Origin of the sequence: Rasiella rasia (assembly GCF_011044175.1) — a bacterium.
Taxonomy (GTDB): domain Bacteria; phylum Bacteroidota; class Bacteroidia; order Flavobacteriales; family Flavobacteriaceae; genus Marinirhabdus; species Marinirhabdus rasia.
In genome coordinates this window covers 387,501-406,086 of sequence record NZ_CP049057.1, presented here as the reverse complement: position 1 = coordinate 406,086, position 18,586 = coordinate 387,501, and the positions used below count along the sequence as shown (strand labels likewise).

Genomic DNA, 18,586 nt, shown 5'->3' with positions numbered 1-18,586 from the left:
ATGAAACTAATTCAACGTGTAGCCTATTACGGGGCTGGTTTTGTTGTAGGTCTTATCATCTTATTCTTTTTTTTAGGAGGAAAAAAAACTAGCTGCGATTATGGTTTCGACTCTAGAACGCTAAAAAACATAAGAACTAAAGAAATGGTATTCACGGAGGCTAGTGAAAAAAGTATGCAAATGCTTCAGATAGACACAACTGCTATTAACTATATTCTGAAAAAAGGAGATGTAGACTTTTCTGAAACCGATAGAAGCTTAGACTCTTGTAAAATCTATTTAGTACACGGTACTGCACAAGAAAAGGAGATTGAAATACGTATTAAAAATTGCGATACAAAAGCACATGTTTTAGCGGTTGAAGGCAAATAAAGAGCTAAATCTTTCTCCGCTCTTTCTCACGCTTTAGCAAGGTGAGCTCTCTACTCGTCTGCCCAGCCACAGAAGTATTCTCTTCAGCTCTACGAATTAAATACGGCATCACATCTTTAACGGGGCCAAAAGGAATGTATTTAGCAACATTAAATCCAGCTTCGGCAAGGTTGTAACTAATATGATCGCTCATTCCATATAATTGCCCAAACCAAATTCTTGAATCGTTAATTAACAATCCCTTTGCTGCGATTATTTCCATCGCCAAATAACTACTGGCTTCGTTGTGAGTTCCTAAAAACAAGGAAATATCATCTAAATTATCCAAGATATATTTAGTGACAGCATTAAAACAGTCGTCTGTAGCTTGCTTATTTTGACATATTGGCGATGCATAGCCCATCTCTTCTGCCCTATCATTTTCTTTTTCCATATACGCCCCACGCACCACTTTGAAGCCTAGCTTATATCCTTTTGCCTTTGCACGTTTATGGATTGCTTTTAAATAGTCTAATCGATCCCAGCGGTAGCATTGTAGCGTATTGTAGACTACAGCGGTATCTTTATTATATCGCTCCATCATTGTCTCACACAGATCGTCTGCAGCATCTTGTATCCAAGATTCTTCTCCATCTATAAGCAACGAGATCGAACAATCATGTGCTACCTTACAGACATCATCATAACGTTTTTGAACTCGCAACCACTCTTGCTCTTCTTCTTCTGTGAGCTTTGCTTTTGCTGAAACTTTCTCCCAAATCTTAAATCGTCCAAATCCTGTTGGCTTAAAAACTGAGAATGGCATTGCTTTTTTATGTTCGGCAAACTTGGTAAGCTTAATTACTTTTTCTAGCGTGGCATCGAATTGCGTTTGCTCTGCCTTACCTTCAACCGAGTAATCTAGAACAGAATACACATTTGCTTCATAGAGTGCATCTACGTTAGGCAAACAATCATCTTCGTTTACTCCACCACAAAAATGGTCAAATACTGTAGATCTTATTAATCCCTCAACAGGTAAATGTAAATTCAATGCAAATTTTGTTGCGGCTGTTCCAATTCTTACCAAGGGTTCGTTCGCAATCATTTTAAACAAGAAATACGCCCGTTCTAATTCAGAATCTGTTTTAAGTTTAAAGGCAATTTCCGTATTATTAAAAATTGTATTTGTACTCATAATGGAGAATAAATGTGCACAAATATAACTAGATTTACACATGAATAAATACTTCTACCAAAAATAGACATCAAGCAGAAATTAAGTAGTCAACCCTATGGAAAAGATTGAAAAAGCGAGAGGTTCTGTATACTGCGGAATTGATGTATGGAAGCTTCTAAATGAACACATTAGTGCCCTTTCGCCATCTAAAATAATTATACTTACAGATTCAAACACACAAAAACACTGTCTTCCTATACTTTTAAAACATATAAATACGCCAATAGCCATTTCGTCTATTTCAATACCAGCCGGAGAAGAACATAAGACTATAGCTACCTGTAATTATGTTTGGGAGGAACTTAGTAACAAAGGCGCCGATAGAAAAAGCGTACTTATTAATCTTGGAGGTGGCGTTGTTACAGATCTCGGCGGATTTGTAGCATGTACTTATAAGAGAGGGATTGAATTTATAAACATCCCTACCTCTCTTCTGGCTATGGTAGATGCTTCTGTTGGAGGTAAAAATGGAGTAGATTTAGGACATGTTAAGAATCAGATTGGAATTATTAAAAATCCGTATTCAGTCTATGTTTCAGTAGCCTTTTTAGAAACATTACCTTCTGCTCACCTAATTTCTGGTTATGCTGAAATGCTAAAACATGGCCTTATTGCTTCAGAGACATATTGGCAAGCTATAAAAGCAATAGATTTTCAGAATGCCAAAACTACCGAAGAATTTATTTGGACTTCCATTGAAATAAAAAATAAAGTAGTTACTGAAGACCCAACTGAACTTGGTATTAGAAAAACACTAAATTATGGTCATACACTAGGACATGCAATCGAATCGTATTGTCTAGACAAAAGTGATAAACAAACGCTACTACACGGAGAAGCTGTTGCTATCGGACTTATTCTGGCTAATTATATATCGTTTCATCTCGTAAATTTTCCGAAGAAAAAACTTGAAACCACCACAAGTACAATTCTAAGCTATTTTCCGAAGCAATCGTTTTCAGAAAAGGATATTGAAAATATCATCGAGCTATTAAAGTATGACAAGAAAAATGTAGATGGAAACGTTAATTTTGTCTTATTACGAGACTTTAACAACTACGTTATTGATCAAAAAGTTAGTAATGATCTTATATATAGCGCTTTTGAATATTATAAAAATTTTAAAAATTAATATTAATTCTAAGATTAGAGTTTTTACATTTACTAACTCAAACAAATAAAGCAAACCATCAATTAAATTTTAATAATGAGACGTGTTATAGTAGATTTTCGAAAACTAACCCCTGAAATTCTGTCGTTGCTAGTTGAAAAATACCCAGACGGATACGACGATGACCATATTATTACTTTTAAAAACGCCCAGAATGAAACTGTAGAGGCCGTTGAAGTGAGAACTGATGAAACTATTTATCTCGTTAAGGTGAGTAGCAAACTAGTGAATACCATGGCAAACTTTGAAGAAGATGATTATGATGATAACGATAATCAGGAGCCAATTATAGACCTTGATGCAAAACGACAACTTGACGAAGAAGAATAACTAAAAAAAGAGACCCAATAGGTCTCTTTTTTAGTCGCCATATTGCTTACTTTATGCGTGTTGCTCTTCGTGCTTACCTTCTTTAATCTCTTCGATAAGCTTTGCATTAAAAGCAGGTAAGTCGTTTGGGTTTCTACTTGTAACAAATCCTTCATCTACTACTACTTCTTCATCTACCCAATTTGCCCCAGCATTCACCAAGTCGTCTTTTATAGAGGCAAAAGATGTCATCTTTCTCCCTTTAACTACATCTGCAGAAATTAAAGTCCACGGTGCATGACAAATAGCGGCAACAGGCTTTTTCTGACTAAAAAAGTCGCGAACAAATAATAACGCATCTTCATTACGTCTTAACTTGTCAGGATTTATTACTCCTCCTGGTAAGACCAATGCATTGTAATCTTTGGCAATAACATTATCAATGGTTTTATCTACAGTGTATTCGGTAGACCAGTTACCATCACTCCACGATTTAATAGTTCCTTGATTTTCACTTACAATATCCACCGAAAAGCCTTCTTTTTCCATGGCTTCTTTGGGTGATTTTAATTCACTTTCTTCAAAACCATTTGTGGCTAAAATTGCTATTCTCTTTTTCATAATCTTTCTTGTTTTTAAGTTATTAATTAAATCATGATAAAGATACCGCGAACTGCCACCTAGCCCAAGTTTTCACTACTAAGCTTGTGCTAAAGTTTGTTAAGAGTCTGCTAATTGAGAAAAAAAAGTATTGTAATTTACTGTGCTTACAACATGCTAAGTAAAGCATTTAAATTATAGATATCGCTCCTTAATTATCTTAATATGGTGCTTTTCATGGCCACAGATAATATACCCAGAAGCACGTACAGACAGCGGGAAATTACTTGCTTCACCCATTCGTTTAAGTGTTGCCTCGTTGAAAGATTTAAATAGAAGTATGCTAGACGTTCTAACAGCCATGTATTCTTTAAGTAAACTGTCTTGACTTCGATTATCTGCATTACTGTTAGCAGCAAATTCATCTTGATCGAAACCTTTAATCTCTACATTGCTGGCACGTGAGAATTGAAGCGCTCTATAAGCAAAGACACGTTCTGTGTCTATAATGTGTAGTAAAATTTGTTTTGGTGTCCATTTTCCTTCGGCATAACGAAACTCAAGTTTTTCATTTGGAATACTCTCGAAGAATTCATGCGTTTCTAACATTCCGGTCGCTAAACCTTCCAGTAAGGGAGCTGAAATAGCTAAATCTATATAGCGTTTGTAGTATTCGTTATATTCATTTGAAGTAAGAGGTGAAGTCATTGACATAAAAATTAGACTCCGAAGATATCAAAATTCAATGTTTTTTTGAAAAACTGCTAACTGTTTCTAGCTATCCCTCAATAAATGTTTTTAACACACCAACTACATAATCGATTTCTTCCTTTGTATTAAAACTTGAAAATGAAAAACGAATAGAAGGTTTAAGCAAGTCTTCTTCAAGCAAAATTTCAGACAGTACATGAGACCCTTTAGTGCTACCACTCTGACAGGCGCTACCTTTAGAACATGCAATTCCATTCAAATCTAGCTGAAACAAAAGCATCATCGATTTTTCTGGAGGAATTGGTAAACAAACATTTAGTAACGTATACGTGCTACGCTTATTATCATCGCAAGACCCATTAAACTTTACACCGGGCACATGAAATTCTAATTGTTCTTTAAAATAATCTTTTAATCCTGTGATGTATTCACGTTCTTTCTCAAGATTTTGGTAGGAAATTTTAAGCGCCTCTGCCATTCCCGCTATTGCATAGACTGCTTCGGTACCTGCCCTTAAGCCACGTTCTTGCGCCCCACCAACAATAAGGGGTTGTAGCCCAGTATTTTTTCTTACAAACGCAAACCCAGCACCCTTTGGTCCATGAAATTTATGCGCCGCTACTGCTGCAAAATGAACAGGAGTTTCAGCTAGGTCTAGTTCATAATGCCCTACAGATTGAACCGTGTCGCTATGAAAAAGTGCATCATACTGTGCACACATAGAAGCCACTCGGTTTATATCAAGAATGTTACCTACTTCGTTATTTACATGCATTAAACTAACTAAAGTCTTTTTTGAAGTATCTTCTAGTAACAACTGTAAATGATCGTAATCTACATGTCCGCAATCGTCAAGTTTAACATGAACAACTTCTACTCCATAGTTCTCCTGTAGTAACTTAATGGCATAAAGTACTGCGTGATGTTCTATTTTGCTGGAAATGATTCTAGTAACCCCTAAATCTCTTACACAACTATTTAGAATTAAATTATCGGCTTCTGTACCTCCAGATGTAAAAATGATTTCGGCCGCAGAAACATTTAGATGTTTCGCAATTTCCTTTCTCGCATTTTCGAGCAGAGATTTAGCAGAACGACCATAAGCATGTGTTGAAGACGGGTTTCCATATTCCGTTTTCAGCACTTCTGAAATACAACGAATAACTTCACTGCGTAGTTGAGTAGTTGCGGCACTATCAAAATATACTTTTTTCATAACTGCAAAAATACATTTTTATATAAAATTAAGTAATGCTAAATTGCAAAGAAATACGTTCCTTTACCCTACCAAATAAGTATGTTTATGAAAAAAATTGTGTTGTTTCTGTTTCTTATTGCAACGCTTATCGCTTGCGATGATGGCGATGTTGTAGTAACGAGTTTCGATTTTGATGATGCTACGTTACAAAATTGTGGTGGACCAGGAAGCTATGTTTTTTTCAAAATAAATACGAATAGCAATGAGAGTTTGTCACTGCTATTGGGAACTTCAGATTCTATATTTAACGTTGCCGATACATTGTCATTTCAACTAGATGGAAGCACTAACTTTTTAAACTACCGTACATTTAGTGAAGCACCAACGGCTAGCTATTTCTGCAACAGTATACCCCCTACTTCTCCAACGGTACTGCAAGATTACATTGGAGATGACGGTATCGCTACATTAATCGTACTTGCCACCTTAGACGATAATGATGGTATTGAAGAAGATTCTGAAAGCAACTTAGATACAGACATGGACGGGATACCAAACTATTACGACTTTGATGATGACGGGGATAATGTACCAACGGCTTTCGAAATTGGACCAGATCCTGAAAACCCTCAAGATACCGACCTTGATGGCACTCCAGACTATTTGGATGCCGATGATGATGGGGATATGGTGCCAACTCGTTATGAAGATACCGATGCAGATCTTGATCCAAGAAATGATATCACAGATGTTACAGTTGGGGCCGACTATTTAAATCCTGCCGTTTCAACTGAAACAATTGTAGACGAGTATGTGCTGCATAGCTACAGTACCGAAAGTGCTATCAATTTGTTTTTAACTAATGTGGTATTAACTAATGGTGAAGAGCAGTTAACTCAAGAAAGTTTACCCTTTGGTAGTATTAATAGTGTATTTTCTGGCACGGTCACTATAACACCAGAACGTTAAGTGTTTTTAGTGTTCTGATAAATATAGACTTCAGTGGCACCAGCACCATACTTCTTATAATCTGCTTCATAAAAAGTGATTTGGTCATACCTTTTAAACAAAAACTCTAGTTCTGCTTTTAGAACGCCTGCACCAACACCGTGAATAAAAACAACTTTTTGTATTCTTTTTTTTATAGCAAATTCTAACTGCCTTTTCGCTTCATCCAACTGAATATTCAACATCTCGTAATTAGATAGATGCCTAGCACCAGTTAATTGATGAATATGCAAATCTACTTCCATAGCTGGAAGCGTTCTTTCTTTTGGCTTTTTTCTAGGCTGCTTTGGACGTTTTTTTTCTTCTTTTTCTGAAATTACCTCGGAAATGTTATGATTTGAAATAACACCAGTCATAGCCTCACCTTCAACAACAAGTTCATCTCCACTAAAAGACATCTCAAAACCTTCTGAAGTAGTAACTAAAATAGTAGCGCCATTTATAGCGCTAATAGTGCCTGAAATGGCATCGTCTAGTACCGAAACTTTATCCCCTACATTCATAATATGGTCAAAATTATCAATTTAATTTAAGTTTCAGAAAAAATAAGGCAATAGCTTATAATGTAATTTTTCACAATTATTGTAGGAATATTATGATATTTTGAAAAATATTTATAAATTTATCGCGGAAATAATGTGTCATGTCCCCTCATAATGCATTAAAAAAGACCAAATTATGAAACACCTACTACTCTTACCAGCTATGCTGCTAGTTTCGGCTATTTCGGTAGCCCAACTTTATGTTGCCCCCAACGATAATGGTACTCCAGGAAATACAACAGATGATGTCGATTCATTTGTGTATGTGAATGATCAGATACTATTTGTGGAGCAGGATGTTAATCTTTCAGAAAATACAAACGACGCTGAGCTTACAGCAAGTATCTACTTGCGTAATGATGGTCAATTAATTCAAGGAGCCTCGAACTCGTTGAATGCGGGTTCTGGATATATCTCTGTATATCGTGAGAATCCTGGAAGCGATGCTTACGACTATACGTTCTATGGTTCACCAGTTGGTGACAACTTTACAACTCCATTAGCCGCTCCCGGAAATATCAATTTTGGAATTATGTCTATTCATACTCCTACGTATGATCCTACGGCTCTCGACTATACCGCTCCTTTAAGTTTAACTGAGGGAATTCAGACTTCAACAACCTCTTCTAGAGAAGGGGATTTTGTTACTGCTACCAATACTTTAGAGATATCTACGCGATGGACGTATACTAAAGGAGGAGGACATGGAAGTCCATGGGTTAGAATGTACGCCAACAACGTTGCTCCTGCCGCTCAAGGTTTTATCATGAAAGGTGTAAATCGTAACGGTGGGTCTAGCTCACACGATTTTGTATATGACTTTAGAGGAAGACCAAACAATGGTACTTTTAACATTACAGTTCCTGCACTTGCTGGCCCTCACCCACAATCTATTACACCTCTAAACCCAACTGGGACAGTATACCAAGAAATTTTATCTGGTAACCCGTATCCTTCTATTTTAGATCTTAATAGATTGTTTTACGACACAGGAGAAACAGATATAGTTGCAAAACTAACAAATTCAGAAATCACAGGTTTTTTATTCTGGGATGAAGATAGATCTAGAGACAATCACCTCTATACAGAAAATAAAGGTGGATTTGGTGTTTGGACACCAGGAGCAAGTGATCCTAATGGAACAAACATGGGTAATTATACCGTGGCTCCTTTCTTAAGCTATGATTCTTCTGGTAACCCTACAGGAACTCAGACTGGTTCTGGTGGCATGCAGAATAGAAGATTTGCTCCTATCGGACAGGGTTTTTACTTTAGAACTGATGAACCTATGGTAGGTGATGCCACTCCTTTTCAACTTGTAGTTAGAAATCAGCAACGAAGATTCATTAAAGAAAGTACTGGAGATGCTGTTTTCAGAAATACTGAGCCAAGTGCACTAAGTGATTTTACAGGTGCAGATCCAGGCCCAGGTACAGGTTCAAACACAGCAAACATGGACCCGCAATTTAGAATTTATACCTATTTTGATGAGTCACACTTTAGAGATATGTTATTAATATTTAATGATACTACAACTGACTTGTATGATTGGGGTTGGGATGGTTTCCACCAAATGGATGCCGTTGGAGGTGATGCTTACTTCCCAATTCAAGTAACGACGGTACCAGATCCTACTATGTCAGAATTTGTAATTCAGGCACTTCCTTTTGACTTAGAAAAGAAAGTACCATACGCAATAGTGTTGTCACAACAAACACAGGTAATTGTTCAGGCAGTTGAAGAAATTAACACAACTTCTGAAGCATACCTATGGGATTCTCAAGAAAATACATATCAGAAAATAAGTGGTAATAGCACTGCTTCATTGATTTTACCAGCAGGCGAATATAAAGAGCGATTCTTTATTACTTTCCTTGACCAAGCTGGTTTTGACGCCAATCCTGATGAGAGAGCTGCTACGAGAGAAACAGTTACTGGAAATGTAGATTTCTTCCAGAATAACACACTAGGTCAACTAGAAGTAATGAACCCCGAAGGTTACGAAATTGAGTATGCACATATATTTGACATGTCTGGAAAATTAGTTCAAACTAGAACAGACATGGGAACAGACACAAGCTTTACAATGAACACAGCAAGCTTTGCAGATGGTGTTTATTTGGTGAAACTTGTGACAAACCATAATATATCTATTGACTACAAAGCGATTGTATTCAATAAATAAATATCCTTATGACTTTAAGCCTGGAGGATTTTATGTTGCCTTGTTTAAATAAGCAGCTCTTCGGGATAGAATGTTTAGGCTGTGGCATACAACGTGCCACAGCTTTATTATTTAAAGGCGAATTTATAGCGGCATTTAAAATGTATCCTGCTATTTATTCGCTTCTTTTATTAGCCGTATTTCTAATATTTAGCCTCTTCTATAAAATACAGCACGCTAATAGATATAAAATTGTACTTATAGCGATTAATGTGATAATCATTGTGGTAAGTTATGTACTGAAAATGAACAAATACTTATAAAAAGAATATCTTTTTACCTATATTTATTCATCTCAAAAATTAATTAATCAACTCTCAAATTATGGAACAACAAAAATTACCCAATGCAACCCTCATCCTAGTTTTCGGTATTATCTCAATCGTAACTTGCTGTTGCTATGGAGTCTTAGGTCTTATCTTTGGTATTATTGCCATGGTAATGGCCAAGAAAGCTACCGCAACATACATGGCTAATCCTGAACAGTATTCTGGTTATCAGAACGTAAAAACAGGTAAAATTCTTGCTATCATTGGTATCATTTTAAATGTTATCTATTTAGGATATACAATTTTCTTGTTTGCTACGTTAGGTGCAGACGGTATCATGAATATGAACCAAGAAATGTTGGAACAATACGGAATGTAATTTTTAGAACATAAACGAATAAAAAATGCGGCTCTCCAGCCGCATTTTTTTGTTTAAAACTGTTTGAATAACTAGTTAATCCTCAAATTCTTTTAGAGTGTTAGTGATAATAGATACACAATCTAACAACTCTGCCTCAGTCATCACCAATGGTGGAGCAAAACGAATGATATTTCCATGAGTAGGCTTAGCTAACAATCCATTGTCGCGTAAACGTAAACAAATATTCCAAGCGGTATCACTTTCTTCACTATCGTTAATTACAATAGCATTTAATAACCCTTTACCACGTACTAGTTTGCAAATACTACTCGTTTCAATGTATTCATTCATTTTGTCTCTAAACAGCATTCCCAACCTATACGCATTATCTGCTAACTGCTCATCTTTTACAACCTTTAAAGCAGCCATTGCTACAGCTGCCGCTATTGGATTTCCACCAAAAGTTGAGCCGTGTGATCCTGGAGTGATTACACTCATAACCTCGTCGTCTGCGAGTACAGCAGACACCGGATATGCACCACCACTCAGTGCTTTACCAAGTATTAAGATATCTGGTTTTACATCTTCATAATCTACAGCTAATAGCTTCCCTGTTCTTGCGATACCAGTTTGAACTTCGTCAGCAATAAACAACACATTGTGCTTTTCACATAACGCTTTTGCATCACGAAGATAATTTTCAGAAGGAACGTACACACCCGCTTCTCCCTGAATTGGTTCTACAAGAAAACCAGCAATATTAGAGTTACCCTCTAAGGCAATACGCAAAGCATCTAAATTATCATATTCAATTTTCATAAACCCATCTGTGTATGGTCCAAAGTTTCCTCTAGCCACAGGATCATTACTAAATGAAATTATAGTAGTTGTTCTTCCGTGGAAATTATTCTCACACACAACAATTTCCGCTTGGTTTTCAGCAATTCCCTTCTTCTCGTACGCCCAACGTCGACAAATCTTTAAAGCAGTTTCTACCGCTTCGGCGCCTGTATTCATTGGTAATAATTTATCGAAGTTGAAATACGTACTAGCATACTTTTCATAAGTTCCTAAAATGTCATTATAAAAAGCTCTAGACGTTAGCGATAATGTTTGCGCTTGGGCTGTCATTGCATTTACAATTGCAGGGTGACAATGCCCTTGATTTACCGCGCTGTAGGCTGAAAGAAAGTCGTAGTATTTCTTTCCTTCTACATCCCAAACATGCACACCTTCTCCCCTGCTTAAAACAACAGGTAGGGGGTGGTAATTATGGGCTCCATATTTGTTCTCTAGGTCAATTGCTTGTTGTGACAAGGATTGTTCTGTTACTGACATAACATTTAAAATTTTAAAGTGAAAGTTAAAAAATTCCTTCTATACCTTTATTCTTTCGAAAGCTCGAAAATTCAGCGGAGGAGAGAAATCATCCTTGGGCGCAAATTACTAAAAATACTACACATTTTTAAATGAAACATGGTACTTTTGCGCTTATGGCAAGACGAAATAAAAGAGTTATTCTAGAAGACTTAGAAGTGATTGATGCTGGTGCAAAAGGGAAAGCCGTAGCGAGAGCAGAAGATGGTCGCGTGGTTTTTATTAATAACGCCGTACCTGGTGATGTTGTCACTATTCAAACCACGAAAAAAAGAAAAGCCTATTACGAAGGCACAGCGATTTCGGTGGCTAAACTTTCAGAAAAACGTGTTGAACCTGTTTGCCAACATTTTGGAACCTGTGGTGGTTGTAAATGGCAAAACATGGGCTATGAACACCAATTATTTTACAAGCAGAAAGAAGTTGTAAATAATCTAACACGCATAGGCCATATTGAATTGCCCAACGTTACCCCTATTTTGGGCTCAGATGCGCAATATTTCTATCGTAATAAAATGGAATTCTCTTTCAGTAGTAATAAGTGGCTCACCTTAGAACAAATCCAGAGCGATATACAAATAGAAAATAAAAATGCACTCGGATTTCATATCCCAGGCATGTGGGATAAAATTCTAGACTTGAACAAATGTCATTTACAAAGGGATCCTAGCAATGCTATACGAGATTTTGTGAAAGATGAAGGGCAACGACTAGATATGCCATTTTACAACACAAGGAAGCAAGAAGGCATGCTTCGTACGCTTATGATTCGTACCACCAGCATTGGTGAAATCATGATTGTATTGCAAATGTTTGAAGACCACAAAGGCAAAAGAGAAGCTCTTTTAGATGCCCTAGCCTTAAAGTTTCCTGAAATTACCTCTATACAATATGTAATTAATAACAAAGGCAACGATACCATTTACGACCAAGAAGTAATTTGCTACAAAGGAAGAGACCATATTTTTGAAGAAATGGAAGGGCTACAATTTAAAATCAATGCCAAATCCTTTTACCAAACTAATAGTGAGCAAGCATATGAATTGTACAAAATTACACGTGATTTTGCTGGGCTAACGGGAAAAGAATTAGTTTACGATTTATACACAGGAACTGGTACGATAGCTCAGTTTGTAGCGAAAAAGGCAAAAAAAGTGATTGGTGTAGAATCTGTACCAGATGCAATTACGGCAGCCAAAGAAAATGCGCAATTAAACGGTATTACCAACGTTGAGTTCTTGGTGGGTGATATGAAAAACGTGTTTAATCAAGATTTTGTGAACCAATATGGCGCTGCAGATGTAGTAATAACCGACCCTCCAAGAGATGGTATGCACAAAGATGTTGTAGCACAGCTCATTGCCTTGGCAGCACCTAAGATTGTATATGTTAGCTGTAACAGTGCAACTCAGGCTAGAGATTTGTCGTTATTAGATGAATATTATAAAGTAACTAAAGTGCAGCCCGTAGATATGTTTCCACAAACGCACCATGTAGAAAATGTTGTACTTTTAGAAAAAAGAAACGCTTGAAATTAATTTTTAAAATTTCCGTAGTACTGTTTATAGCCGCATCCATTTTTGCAGGGTGTACGCGAGATGACATATGCGACCCTGCCGAGGCAGTTACACCACTGCTTATAATCACATTTAAAGATAATGCGAATCCGCTACAAGGAAAAAGCGTAACCAATCTCGTAGTTCGGAAAAATAACAGTGATAGCACCTTTGTCTACAGCAATACCGAGCCAACCGATTCTATCGCGATCCCTCTTGATACTGAAATGAATATTACAAATCTCATTTTTACGCTTAATGACGACGATGATGAAGAAACCACAAATGCCGACAACCTTCAGTTTACCTACCTAAGAGACGAACAATACGTAAACCGAGCATGCGGATTTAAAACAACATATACTAATTTTACAACTGAACTTGAACAGGATACCGACAATTGGATTACCTCGTTTCAGGTTTTACAAACTAATATTACAGATGAAATTGAAGCACACCTTTCTATTAGGTTTTAGCCTACTGCTTGCGTCAATTTCTATGATTGCGCAAGATACCTCCACTCCTGCCGACACACTGGTAAAAAACAGTAAGTATGGTATTCGTGTGGGTGTAGACATCTCAAAACTAGCCAGGACGGCTTTTGAAGATGGTTTTACCGGCTTTGAAATTAACGCAGACTATAGGCTCACAAATAAAATATACGCAGCTGTAGAGTTAGGGACAAGTGATAGAGTTTGGGATGAAGACGGGTTACGCGCAATTACCAACGGAAGCTATATTAAAATTGGTGCCGATTTAAACGCTTATAACAATTGGCTAAATATGAATAATGCTATATTCGGCGGATTACGGTATGGTTTTTCTACCTTCTCGCAAGAACTAGACAGCTATAACATTTACACAAGCAACCCAGCTTTTGAAACAGCAGTACGCGACGAAAACATTGAATATTCTGGGTTAACAGGGCATTGGGCAGAGCTCATTGTAGGTATTAAAACGGAAGTGCTTAACAACCTGTATCTCTCCATCAATCTGCAACTAAAACGAAAAATTACAGACGACAAACCAGAAAACTTCGACAACTTAATTATCCCAGGGTTTAATCGTACCTATGATTTTAGCCAATTTGGTGTTGGGTATGGGTATACAATTTCGTATTTAATTCCATTTTATAAGAAGTAATTAGTAGAAGTTTACGATTAATTTTTCTTCGCCTTTTTACTTCCCTCATACATATCGTAGCGCACTAATTTACTCTCTAACTTACCGTTATACAACTTAATACGTCGCGACGGACGTAATCCAACGCGTTTTAAGGCTTCCATATTACTGGTAATCATCCATGCTTGTGTACCTGGATATCCACGCTTTAAGGTATTGCCTATACTCCCGTAAAAGGCCTCAATGTCGTCTAATGACAGACGCTCATCGTACGGTGGATTAAAAACTATAAACATAGAGCGCTCTGTTTCTTTTTTACTTTCAAAGAAATCTTGCTCTTTTACTTCTATAAATTCTGAAAGGTTAGCACTTTTAATATTTGCTTTTGCTTTCCGTAGTGCAAAAGCATCTTTATCTGAAGCGTATATTTTGAAATGAAAGTCTTTTATTTTCTTTAAGGCGGCATTCTCTATAACTTCGTATAGATCTACATCAAAATCTGGCCATGTTTCGAAGCCAAATTCATCTCTATTCAAGTTTGGCGGAATATTACAGGCAATCATAGCCGCTTCGGTAGCTATAGTTCCACTCCCGCACATAGGATCCATAAAGTCGCATTGACCACTCCAACCGGTAAGCATAATAATTCCTGCAGCCAGCACTTCGTTGATTGGCGCTAATGTATTTTCAACTTTATATCCTCTTTTATGTAATGAAGCTCCAGAACTATCTAGTGAAACCGTACATATATTTCTATCAATATGTACATTAATTCGTAACGTTGGATGGTCTAAATCTACGTCAGGGCGTTCCCCCTCTTTATCTCTAAATCGGTCTACAATAGCATCTTTCGTTTTTAAAGAAATATATTGCGAATGTGTAAATTTTTCAGAATACACGGTAGAGTCTACTGCAAGGCTACCATCTGCCTCCATATAGTGCTCCCACGGAATGGCGTAAATCTTCTTATATAAATCTTCTTCTGTAAAAATATTGAAGGCAGTAATTGGTTTTAAAACTTTTATGGCGGTTCTACAGCATAAATTTACCTTATACATAAAGCCCGTATCGCCTTCAAAAGAAACATTTCGAGTGCCTATTTCAATGTTAGAAGCACCTAATTGCCTTAATTCTTGTGCGAGCAGCTCTTCAAGACCATAGAGGGTCTTTGCCACCATTTTAAAGTTTTTTGTCATAATAATGCCTGCGGTAGTAGGTATATAGTTAATTATAGTCTATTAATTCCTGAAAAAACGACTAGAACAATTTAAAGGAACAAAAATACAGTATTTTTGCACTGCAAAATTAAGAGATGCAAAAAGAAAAAATGGGTGCTTGGTATAGTTCGTGGTTTGACACGCCCTATTATCACATTTTATATAAGGATAGAGGTCATGAAGAAGCCAATTCATTTATGAAAAGGCTAACTACATTTCTTTCCCTAGAAAAAGAAGATACCATCTTAGATCTTGCCTGCGGAAAAGGTCGGCATGCTATTTCTTTAAGTAAAATGGGATTTAACGTAACAGGCGTTGATCTATCTGAAGCAAGTATTGCACATGCCAAACAGTTTGAAACAGACAACCTTCGGTTTAAAGTACATGATATGTGCATTCCATTTCCAGCCACATTTAATGCAGTTTTTAATCTCTTTACAAGTTTCGGTTATTTTGACACCGAAGAAGATAATTTACGCACAATCAAGGCAATTAAGCAGGAGCTTAACGAAGATGGCCATGCTGTAATAGACTTTATGAATGTAAAAAATGTACTAACTAATTTGGTGCCTTCAGAAACAAAAGTAGTAGACCATATCACATTTTATATAGAACGATATATTGAAGAAGGACATATAATTAAGAAAATTTCATTTAAAGATGCTGAGACTTCATACACCTTTAAAGAACGTGTAAAGGCATTAACACTTGTAGATTTTAAACAATATTTTGAGCGGGCTGGATTAGAGCTTGTGCATATTTTTGGAGATTACAGCTTAGCTCCCTTTCACGAAGAAACTTCTGAGCGTTTAATTTTAATTTTTAGATAATGGAATATCTCGCACTTTTTCTAGCAGTAGTTGTAGGATATATAGTAGCGCTTCTTTTTCAGAAAAAAGAACTTCCACAGCTACCAATTATTCTCGCTTTTAGTGGTGCCTTTCTACTAGCCACTACACTATTTGAATTGTTACCGGAGGTGTTTGAATCTTCTTCAGAACATATCGGGGTGTTCATCATGGTAGGTATTTTACTTCAAATTATACTCGATTTCTTTTCAAAGGGTGCAGAGCACGGGCATGTTCATATGCATTCAGATAAAAAAACATTTCCACTTTTATTGTTTGTTAGCCTATCATTACACGCACTTATCGAAGGTGTTCCCTTAGTTGATAATAGTGCCATGTTCTATGGCGTACTAGTGCACAAAATACCTATTGCAATTATTCTTGCCTTGTTCTTCACAAAAGCAGGATACAAAAAAAGCACAACGCTAAGTTTCTTATTGCTTTTTGCAGTAATGACACCCTTGGGCAGTTACCTTATGAGTAGCATGCCACCTTTAAAAGTTTATGCCAACGAGATCAACGCAGTAGCTATTGGAATATTTCTTCACGTATCAACTACAATATTGTTTGAAAGCTCAAAAAATCACACGTTTAATCTTTCTAAAATGATTGCCGTATTTATTGCCGTTATCATTGCTTATTTTATCTAATTATACCTCAAACAATATAAATAAGTAGTGTAAAATACTCCCTGTAAGAACAAAAAGATGCCAGATTACATGATTAAAGGGTATTTTATCAATAACGTAAAAAACAATTCCGCCCGTATAAGCCATTCCTCCCCCCATAAGCAACCAAAGGCCCTCGGGCGACACAGCCTCTCTTAAAGCAGTAAAGTCGAATACAATTAGCCATCCCATTACCACATACAACAGCAAAGAAATAGCTTCAAACCTACCAGTAAAAAATATCTTTAAAATTGTGCCTACAATAGCTATTCCCCAAACTAACCAAAAAAGCAACCATCCGTTGCTGTCTGCTAACGCGATAAGAACTACTGGCGAATAGGTACCTGCAATAAGTAAGTAAATACTAATATGGTCAAGCTTCCTATAAAATAGCTTGCGTTGCTCATTCTTGGTGTAGTGATATATGGTCGAAGCAAAGTAAAGTGTAGATAGTGAGATACCGTATAATATAATACCCAAAAGACCCTGAGCTGTCTCGTAGGTTTTAAATACAAACAAAAGCGCAAAGCCTAATAGACTTAATAGAAATCCGAACCCATGGGTGACTGTATTTAGTTTTTCTTCTATTTCTGTTTGAATTCTCATAATTTTTATGGCAATCGCCGCGCTATCCATTGTAGTTATGCCTCGATGCACGCCTCGGCATAAGCTGCCATTGCTATCGCTATTGCAAAGATAGCTTCAGACCATTGGCGAATCTATGATTCTAGGAAATAATTTTTTAAACCGTTCTGGAACATCACTTACTACTATCATTTCCTTCTTGGTAAAAGGATGCAAAAAACGCAGCGAATAGGCATGCAAATACAATCCTTTGCCGTTTAAAATAAGTTCTTTATAACCGTACTCCTTATCGCCGAGAATAGGGTTTCCAAGATGCGACAGATGTTTACGCAGTTGGTGCCTTCTACCCGTTTTTGGATGCAATTCCACTAAATTTAGTTGTTCAAACCGTTTGGAGCTTATATGTTCTTTTACATTATATTCAGAAACTGATTTTTTACCATCTACCGGAAGATTAATTGTTCCATATGCAGGCATACTGCCTATAGTAACAGCATAATATGTTTTTTCAATCTCCTTATGTTCAAAAAGGGCATTTAGACTGCGTATACTACTGCTAGTCTTACCAATTAGTAATAATCCCGTAGTTGCATAATCTAACCTATGTACGGGCTGTGGAGACGTAGCGTCTCCTAACGCACTTGGCTGTAGATTTTGGGAAAGTGCATTTCTCACAGTTTTAAAGGAATTTCCACTTACTAGTATTCCTGCTGGCTTCATAATAACAGCTAGATAATCATCTTCATAAATAACAGTCAATTTAAGGACTAGTGGTTTGGGTATGCTGCGCTCAGGAATATTTAAAACAATCGTTTCTCCACCTTTAATCATTGTGGCTGTAGTGGCGATTAGATTATTTACTAAAACATATTCTTTTTTCAGTACCTTCTTAAGTGCCGATTTTGTGGCTGCATTTATAAAAATACCCACGCCATATTCTTGCAGTCGTATTGGTACATCTAATGGAGGTACGATATGTGTTTCAGATATAATAATAATCACAGATTTTAGTAAACTAAGCTACAAGAGTACACATTCGTCATGATTTTGAGGCAGTACCTAAATAAAAACACCCTGACAAAGTAAAATTTTATGATTGTACTAAGTCAGAGTGCCTATTATGTAAAATGTGTACTTTACCTTTTTACAACTTTTATCGTTTCTTGTGCATTTGCCGTTTTAACAGTCACTAGGTAAATTCCAGTTCGGAACCCTGTCATTTGAACCGA

22 protein-coding genes (1 of these 22 running past the window's edge) are annotated in these 18,586 nt (G+C 36.6%); 12 read left to right on the top strand and 10 right to left on the bottom strand.

Annotation, left to right across the window (positions count from 1 at the left end; all coding sequences use genetic code 11):
• Entirely contained in the window at positions 1-372 is a 372-nt protein-coding gene (locus G5B37_RS01790) for a hypothetical protein (RefSeq protein ID WP_164678344.1), read from the top strand.
• A 4-nt stretch (positions 373-376) separates the two neighbouring features.
• On the opposite strand, the gene G5B37_RS01785 is transcribed toward G5B37_RS01790, so the two are convergent.
• Positions 377-1,549 carry a proline dehydrogenase family protein gene (locus tag G5B37_RS01785; RefSeq protein ID WP_164678343.1) on the bottom strand — a complete coding sequence of 391 codons (1,173 nt, stop codon included), beginning with the start codon at positions 1,547-1,549 and terminating at the stop codon, positions 377-379.
• A 97-nt stretch (positions 1,550-1,646) separates the two neighbouring features.
• Between G5B37_RS01785 and aroB the strand changes: the two genes are divergently transcribed.
• Positions 1,647-2,723: a 3-dehydroquinate synthase gene (gene aroB, locus G5B37_RS01780; protein ID WP_164678342.1), complete on the top strand. Its 1,077-nt coding sequence runs from the start codon at positions 1,647-1,649 to the stop codon at positions 2,721-2,723.
• Between the two features lie 75 nt (positions 2,724-2,798).
• The gene (locus G5B37_RS01775; RefSeq protein ID WP_164678341.1) at positions 2,799-3,092 is read left to right on the top strand and encodes a hypothetical protein; all 294 of its coding nucleotides are present in this window, start codon (positions 2,799-2,801) and stop codon (positions 3,090-3,092) included.
• 51 nt (positions 3,093-3,143) lie between these two features.
• Here G5B37_RS01775 and G5B37_RS01770 read toward each other — a convergent pair whose 3' ends face one another.
• The 3 genes from G5B37_RS01770 to G5B37_RS01760 all read right to left on the bottom strand — a co-directional run bounded on the left by G5B37_RS01770 (position 3,144) and on the right by G5B37_RS01760 (position 5,598).
• The gene (locus tag G5B37_RS01770; RefSeq protein WP_164678340.1) at positions 3,144-3,692 is read right to left on the bottom strand and encodes a type 1 glutamine amidotransferase domain-containing protein; all 549 of its coding nucleotides are present in this window, start codon (positions 3,690-3,692) and stop codon (positions 3,144-3,146) included.
• A 174-nt stretch (positions 3,693-3,866) separates the two neighbouring features.
• Positions 3,867-4,379 (bottom strand): DinB family protein, encoded by a 513-nt coding sequence (locus tag G5B37_RS01765; protein WP_263649826.1) that lies wholly within the window; start codon positions 4,377-4,379, stop codon positions 3,867-3,869.
• Between the two features lie 70 nt (positions 4,380-4,449).
• Positions 4,450-5,598, bottom strand: coding sequence for a cysteine desulfurase family protein (locus tag G5B37_RS01760; RefSeq protein WP_164678338.1), 1,149 nt, complete (start codon positions 5,596-5,598; stop codon positions 4,450-4,452).
• 87 nt (positions 5,599-5,685) lie between these two features.
• Between G5B37_RS01760 and G5B37_RS01755 the strand changes: the two genes are divergently transcribed.
• Complete coding sequence (locus G5B37_RS01755) at positions 5,686-6,549, top strand: hypothetical protein (protein ID WP_164678337.1); 864 nt, start codon at positions 5,686-5,688, stop codon at positions 6,547-6,549.
• Here the strand turns inward: G5B37_RS01755 and G5B37_RS01750 are convergent.
• Positions 6,546-7,091, bottom strand: a complete 546-nt coding sequence (locus tag G5B37_RS01750) for a Smr/MutS family protein (protein WP_164678336.1) — start codon at positions 7,089-7,091, stop codon at positions 6,546-6,548. The two genes, G5B37_RS01755 and G5B37_RS01750, sit on opposite strands and share 4 nt — an antisense overlap.
• Positions 7,092-7,266: 175 nt before the next feature.
• On the opposite strand from G5B37_RS01750, the gene G5B37_RS01745 reads away from it, so the two are divergent.
• The 3 genes from G5B37_RS01745 (at position 7,267) to G5B37_RS01735 (ending at position 10,002) form a co-directional block, all read left to right on the top strand.
• Complete coding sequence (locus G5B37_RS01745; protein ID WP_164678335.1) at positions 7,267-9,315, top strand: T9SS type A sorting domain-containing protein; 2,049 nt, start codon at positions 7,267-7,269, stop codon at positions 9,313-9,315.
• Between the two features lie 8 nt (positions 9,316-9,323).
• Positions 9,324-9,617 (top strand): DUF2752 domain-containing protein, encoded by a 294-nt coding sequence (locus tag G5B37_RS01740; protein ID WP_263649825.1) that lies wholly within the window; start codon positions 9,324-9,326, stop codon positions 9,615-9,617.
• 61 nt (positions 9,618-9,678) lie between these two features.
• Positions 9,679-10,002, top strand: coding sequence for a CCC motif membrane protein (locus G5B37_RS01735; protein ID WP_164678334.1), 324 nt, complete (start codon positions 9,679-9,681; stop codon positions 10,000-10,002).
• A 75-nt stretch (positions 10,003-10,077) separates the two neighbouring features.
• Here G5B37_RS01735 and rocD read toward each other — a convergent pair whose 3' ends face one another.
• Positions 10,078-11,322: an ornithine--oxo-acid transaminase gene (gene rocD, locus G5B37_RS01730; RefSeq protein ID WP_164678333.1), complete on the bottom strand. Its 1,245-nt coding sequence runs from the start codon at positions 11,320-11,322 to the stop codon at positions 10,078-10,080.
• A gap of 155 nt (positions 11,323-11,477) precedes the next feature.
• On the opposite strand from rocD, the gene rlmD reads away from it, so the two are divergent.
• From rlmD to G5B37_RS01715, 3 genes are read left to right on the top strand one after another with little or no spacing between them, the layout of a single operon-like run.
• Positions 11,478-12,893, top strand: coding sequence for a 23S rRNA (uracil(1939)-C(5))-methyltransferase RlmD (gene rlmD / locus G5B37_RS01725; protein ID WP_164680861.1), 1,416 nt, complete (start codon positions 11,478-11,480; stop codon positions 12,891-12,893).
• Positions 12,890-13,393, top strand: a complete 504-nt coding sequence (locus G5B37_RS01720) for a DUF6452 family protein (RefSeq protein ID WP_164678332.1) — start codon at positions 12,890-12,892, stop codon at positions 13,391-13,393. Before rlmD ends, G5B37_RS01720 begins: the two co-directional genes overlap by 4 nt.
• A complete protein-coding gene (locus G5B37_RS01715) occupies positions 13,359-14,060 on the top strand; it encodes a DUF6048 family protein (RefSeq protein WP_164678331.1) in 702 nt (233 codons plus the stop codon). Before G5B37_RS01720 ends, G5B37_RS01715 begins: the two co-directional genes overlap by 35 nt.
• Before the next feature lie 17 nt (positions 14,061-14,077).
• On the opposite strand, the gene G5B37_RS01710 is transcribed toward G5B37_RS01715, so the two are convergent.
• A complete protein-coding gene (locus G5B37_RS01710) occupies positions 14,078-15,235 on the bottom strand; it encodes a THUMP domain-containing class I SAM-dependent RNA methyltransferase (RefSeq protein ID WP_164678330.1) in 1,158 nt (385 codons plus the stop codon).
• Positions 15,236-15,351: 116 nt separating this feature from the next.
• Between G5B37_RS01710 and G5B37_RS01705 the strand changes: the two genes are divergently transcribed.
• Together G5B37_RS01705 and G5B37_RS01700 are read left to right on the top strand one after the other, a co-directional pair.
• The gene (locus tag G5B37_RS01705) at positions 15,352-16,086 is read left to right on the top strand and encodes a class I SAM-dependent methyltransferase (protein WP_164678329.1); all 735 of its coding nucleotides are present in this window, start codon (positions 15,352-15,354) and stop codon (positions 16,084-16,086) included.
• Positions 16,086-16,754, top strand: coding sequence for a ZIP family metal transporter (locus tag G5B37_RS01700; RefSeq protein WP_164678328.1), 669 nt, complete (start codon positions 16,086-16,088; stop codon positions 16,752-16,754). Before G5B37_RS01705 ends, G5B37_RS01700 begins: the two co-directional genes overlap by 1 nt.
• Here the strand turns inward: G5B37_RS01700 and trhA are convergent, their stop codons facing one another.
• The 3 genes from trhA to G5B37_RS01685 form a co-directional block, all read right to left on the bottom strand.
• A complete protein-coding gene (gene trhA, locus G5B37_RS01695; protein ID WP_164678327.1) occupies positions 16,755-17,378 on the bottom strand; it encodes a PAQR family membrane homeostasis protein TrhA in 624 nt (207 codons plus the stop codon). It lies immediately after the preceding gene.
• A gap of 96 nt (positions 17,379-17,474) precedes the next feature.
• Complete coding sequence (locus tag G5B37_RS01690) at positions 17,475-18,353, bottom strand: RluA family pseudouridine synthase (RefSeq protein ID WP_164680860.1); 879 nt, start codon at positions 18,351-18,353, stop codon at positions 17,475-17,477.
• A 140-nt stretch (positions 18,354-18,493) separates the two neighbouring features.
• Positions 18,494-18,586: the 3' portion of a T9SS type A sorting domain-containing protein gene (locus G5B37_RS01685; RefSeq protein WP_164678326.1), read on the bottom strand. The gene runs 1,488 nt beyond the window's last position; 93 of the gene's 1,581 nt are visible here — the last part of the coding sequence; its start codon lies off the right edge, out of view — the gene reads right to left on this strand; its stop codon occupies positions 18,494-18,496.

Excerpts from the sequence above, each read along its gene's own strand:
- G5B37_RS01790 (WP_164678344.1), top strand. The coding sequence starts at position 1 with ATGAAACTAATTCAACGTGTAGCCTATTACGGGGCTGGTTTTGTTGTA.
- G5B37_RS01785 (WP_164678343.1), bottom strand. The coding sequence starts at position 1,549 with ATGAGTACAAATACAATTTTTAATAATACGGAAATTGCCTTTAAACTT.
- aroB (WP_164678342.1), top strand. The coding sequence starts at position 1,647 with ATGGAAAAGATTGAAAAAGCGAGAGGTTCTGTATACTGCGGAATTGAT.
- G5B37_RS01775 (WP_164678341.1), top strand. The coding sequence starts at position 2,799 with ATGAGACGTGTTATAGTAGATTTTCGAAAACTAACCCCTGAAATTCTG.
- G5B37_RS01770 (WP_164678340.1), bottom strand. The coding sequence starts at position 3,692 with ATGAAAAAGAGAATAGCAATTTTAGCCACAAATGGTTTTGAAGAAAGT.
- G5B37_RS01765 (WP_263649826.1), bottom strand. The coding sequence starts at position 4,379 with ATGACTTCACCTCTTACTTCAAATGAATATAACGAATACTACAAACGC.
- G5B37_RS01760 (WP_164678338.1), bottom strand. The coding sequence starts at position 5,598 with ATGAAAAAAGTATATTTTGATAGTGCCGCAACTACTCAACTACGCAGT.
- G5B37_RS01755 (WP_164678337.1), top strand. The coding sequence starts at position 5,686 with ATGAAAAAAATTGTGTTGTTTCTGTTTCTTATTGCAACGCTTATCGCT.
- G5B37_RS01750 (WP_164678336.1), bottom strand. The coding sequence starts at position 7,091 with ATGAATGTAGGGGATAAAGTTTCGGTACTAGACGATGCCATTTCAGGC.
- G5B37_RS01745 (WP_164678335.1), top strand. The coding sequence starts at position 7,267 with ATGAAACACCTACTACTCTTACCAGCTATGCTGCTAGTTTCGGCTATT.
- G5B37_RS01740 (WP_263649825.1), top strand. The coding sequence starts at position 9,324 with ATGACTTTAAGCCTGGAGGATTTTATGTTGCCTTGTTTAAATAAGCAG.
- G5B37_RS01735 (WP_164678334.1), top strand. The coding sequence starts at position 9,679 with ATGGAACAACAAAAATTACCCAATGCAACCCTCATCCTAGTTTTCGGT.
- rocD (WP_164678333.1), bottom strand. The coding sequence starts at position 11,322 with ATGTCAGTAACAGAACAATCCTTGTCACAACAAGCAATTGACCTAGAG.
- rlmD (WP_164680861.1), top strand. The coding sequence starts at position 11,478 with ATGGCAAGACGAAATAAAAGAGTTATTCTAGAAGACTTAGAAGTGATT.
- G5B37_RS01715 (WP_164678331.1), top strand. The coding sequence starts at position 13,359 with ATGAAATTGAAGCACACCTTTCTATTAGGTTTTAGCCTACTGCTTGCG.
- G5B37_RS01710 (WP_164678330.1), bottom strand. The coding sequence starts at position 15,235 with ATGACAAAAAACTTTAAAATGGTGGCAAAGACCCTCTATGGTCTTGAA.
- G5B37_RS01705 (WP_164678329.1), top strand. The coding sequence starts at position 15,352 with ATGCAAAAAGAAAAAATGGGTGCTTGGTATAGTTCGTGGTTTGACACG.
- G5B37_RS01700 (WP_164678328.1), top strand. The coding sequence starts at position 16,086 with ATGGAATATCTCGCACTTTTTCTAGCAGTAGTTGTAGGATATATAGTA.
- trhA (WP_164678327.1), bottom strand. The coding sequence starts at position 17,378 with ATGAGAATTCAAACAGAAATAGAAGAAAAACTAAATACAGTCACCCAT.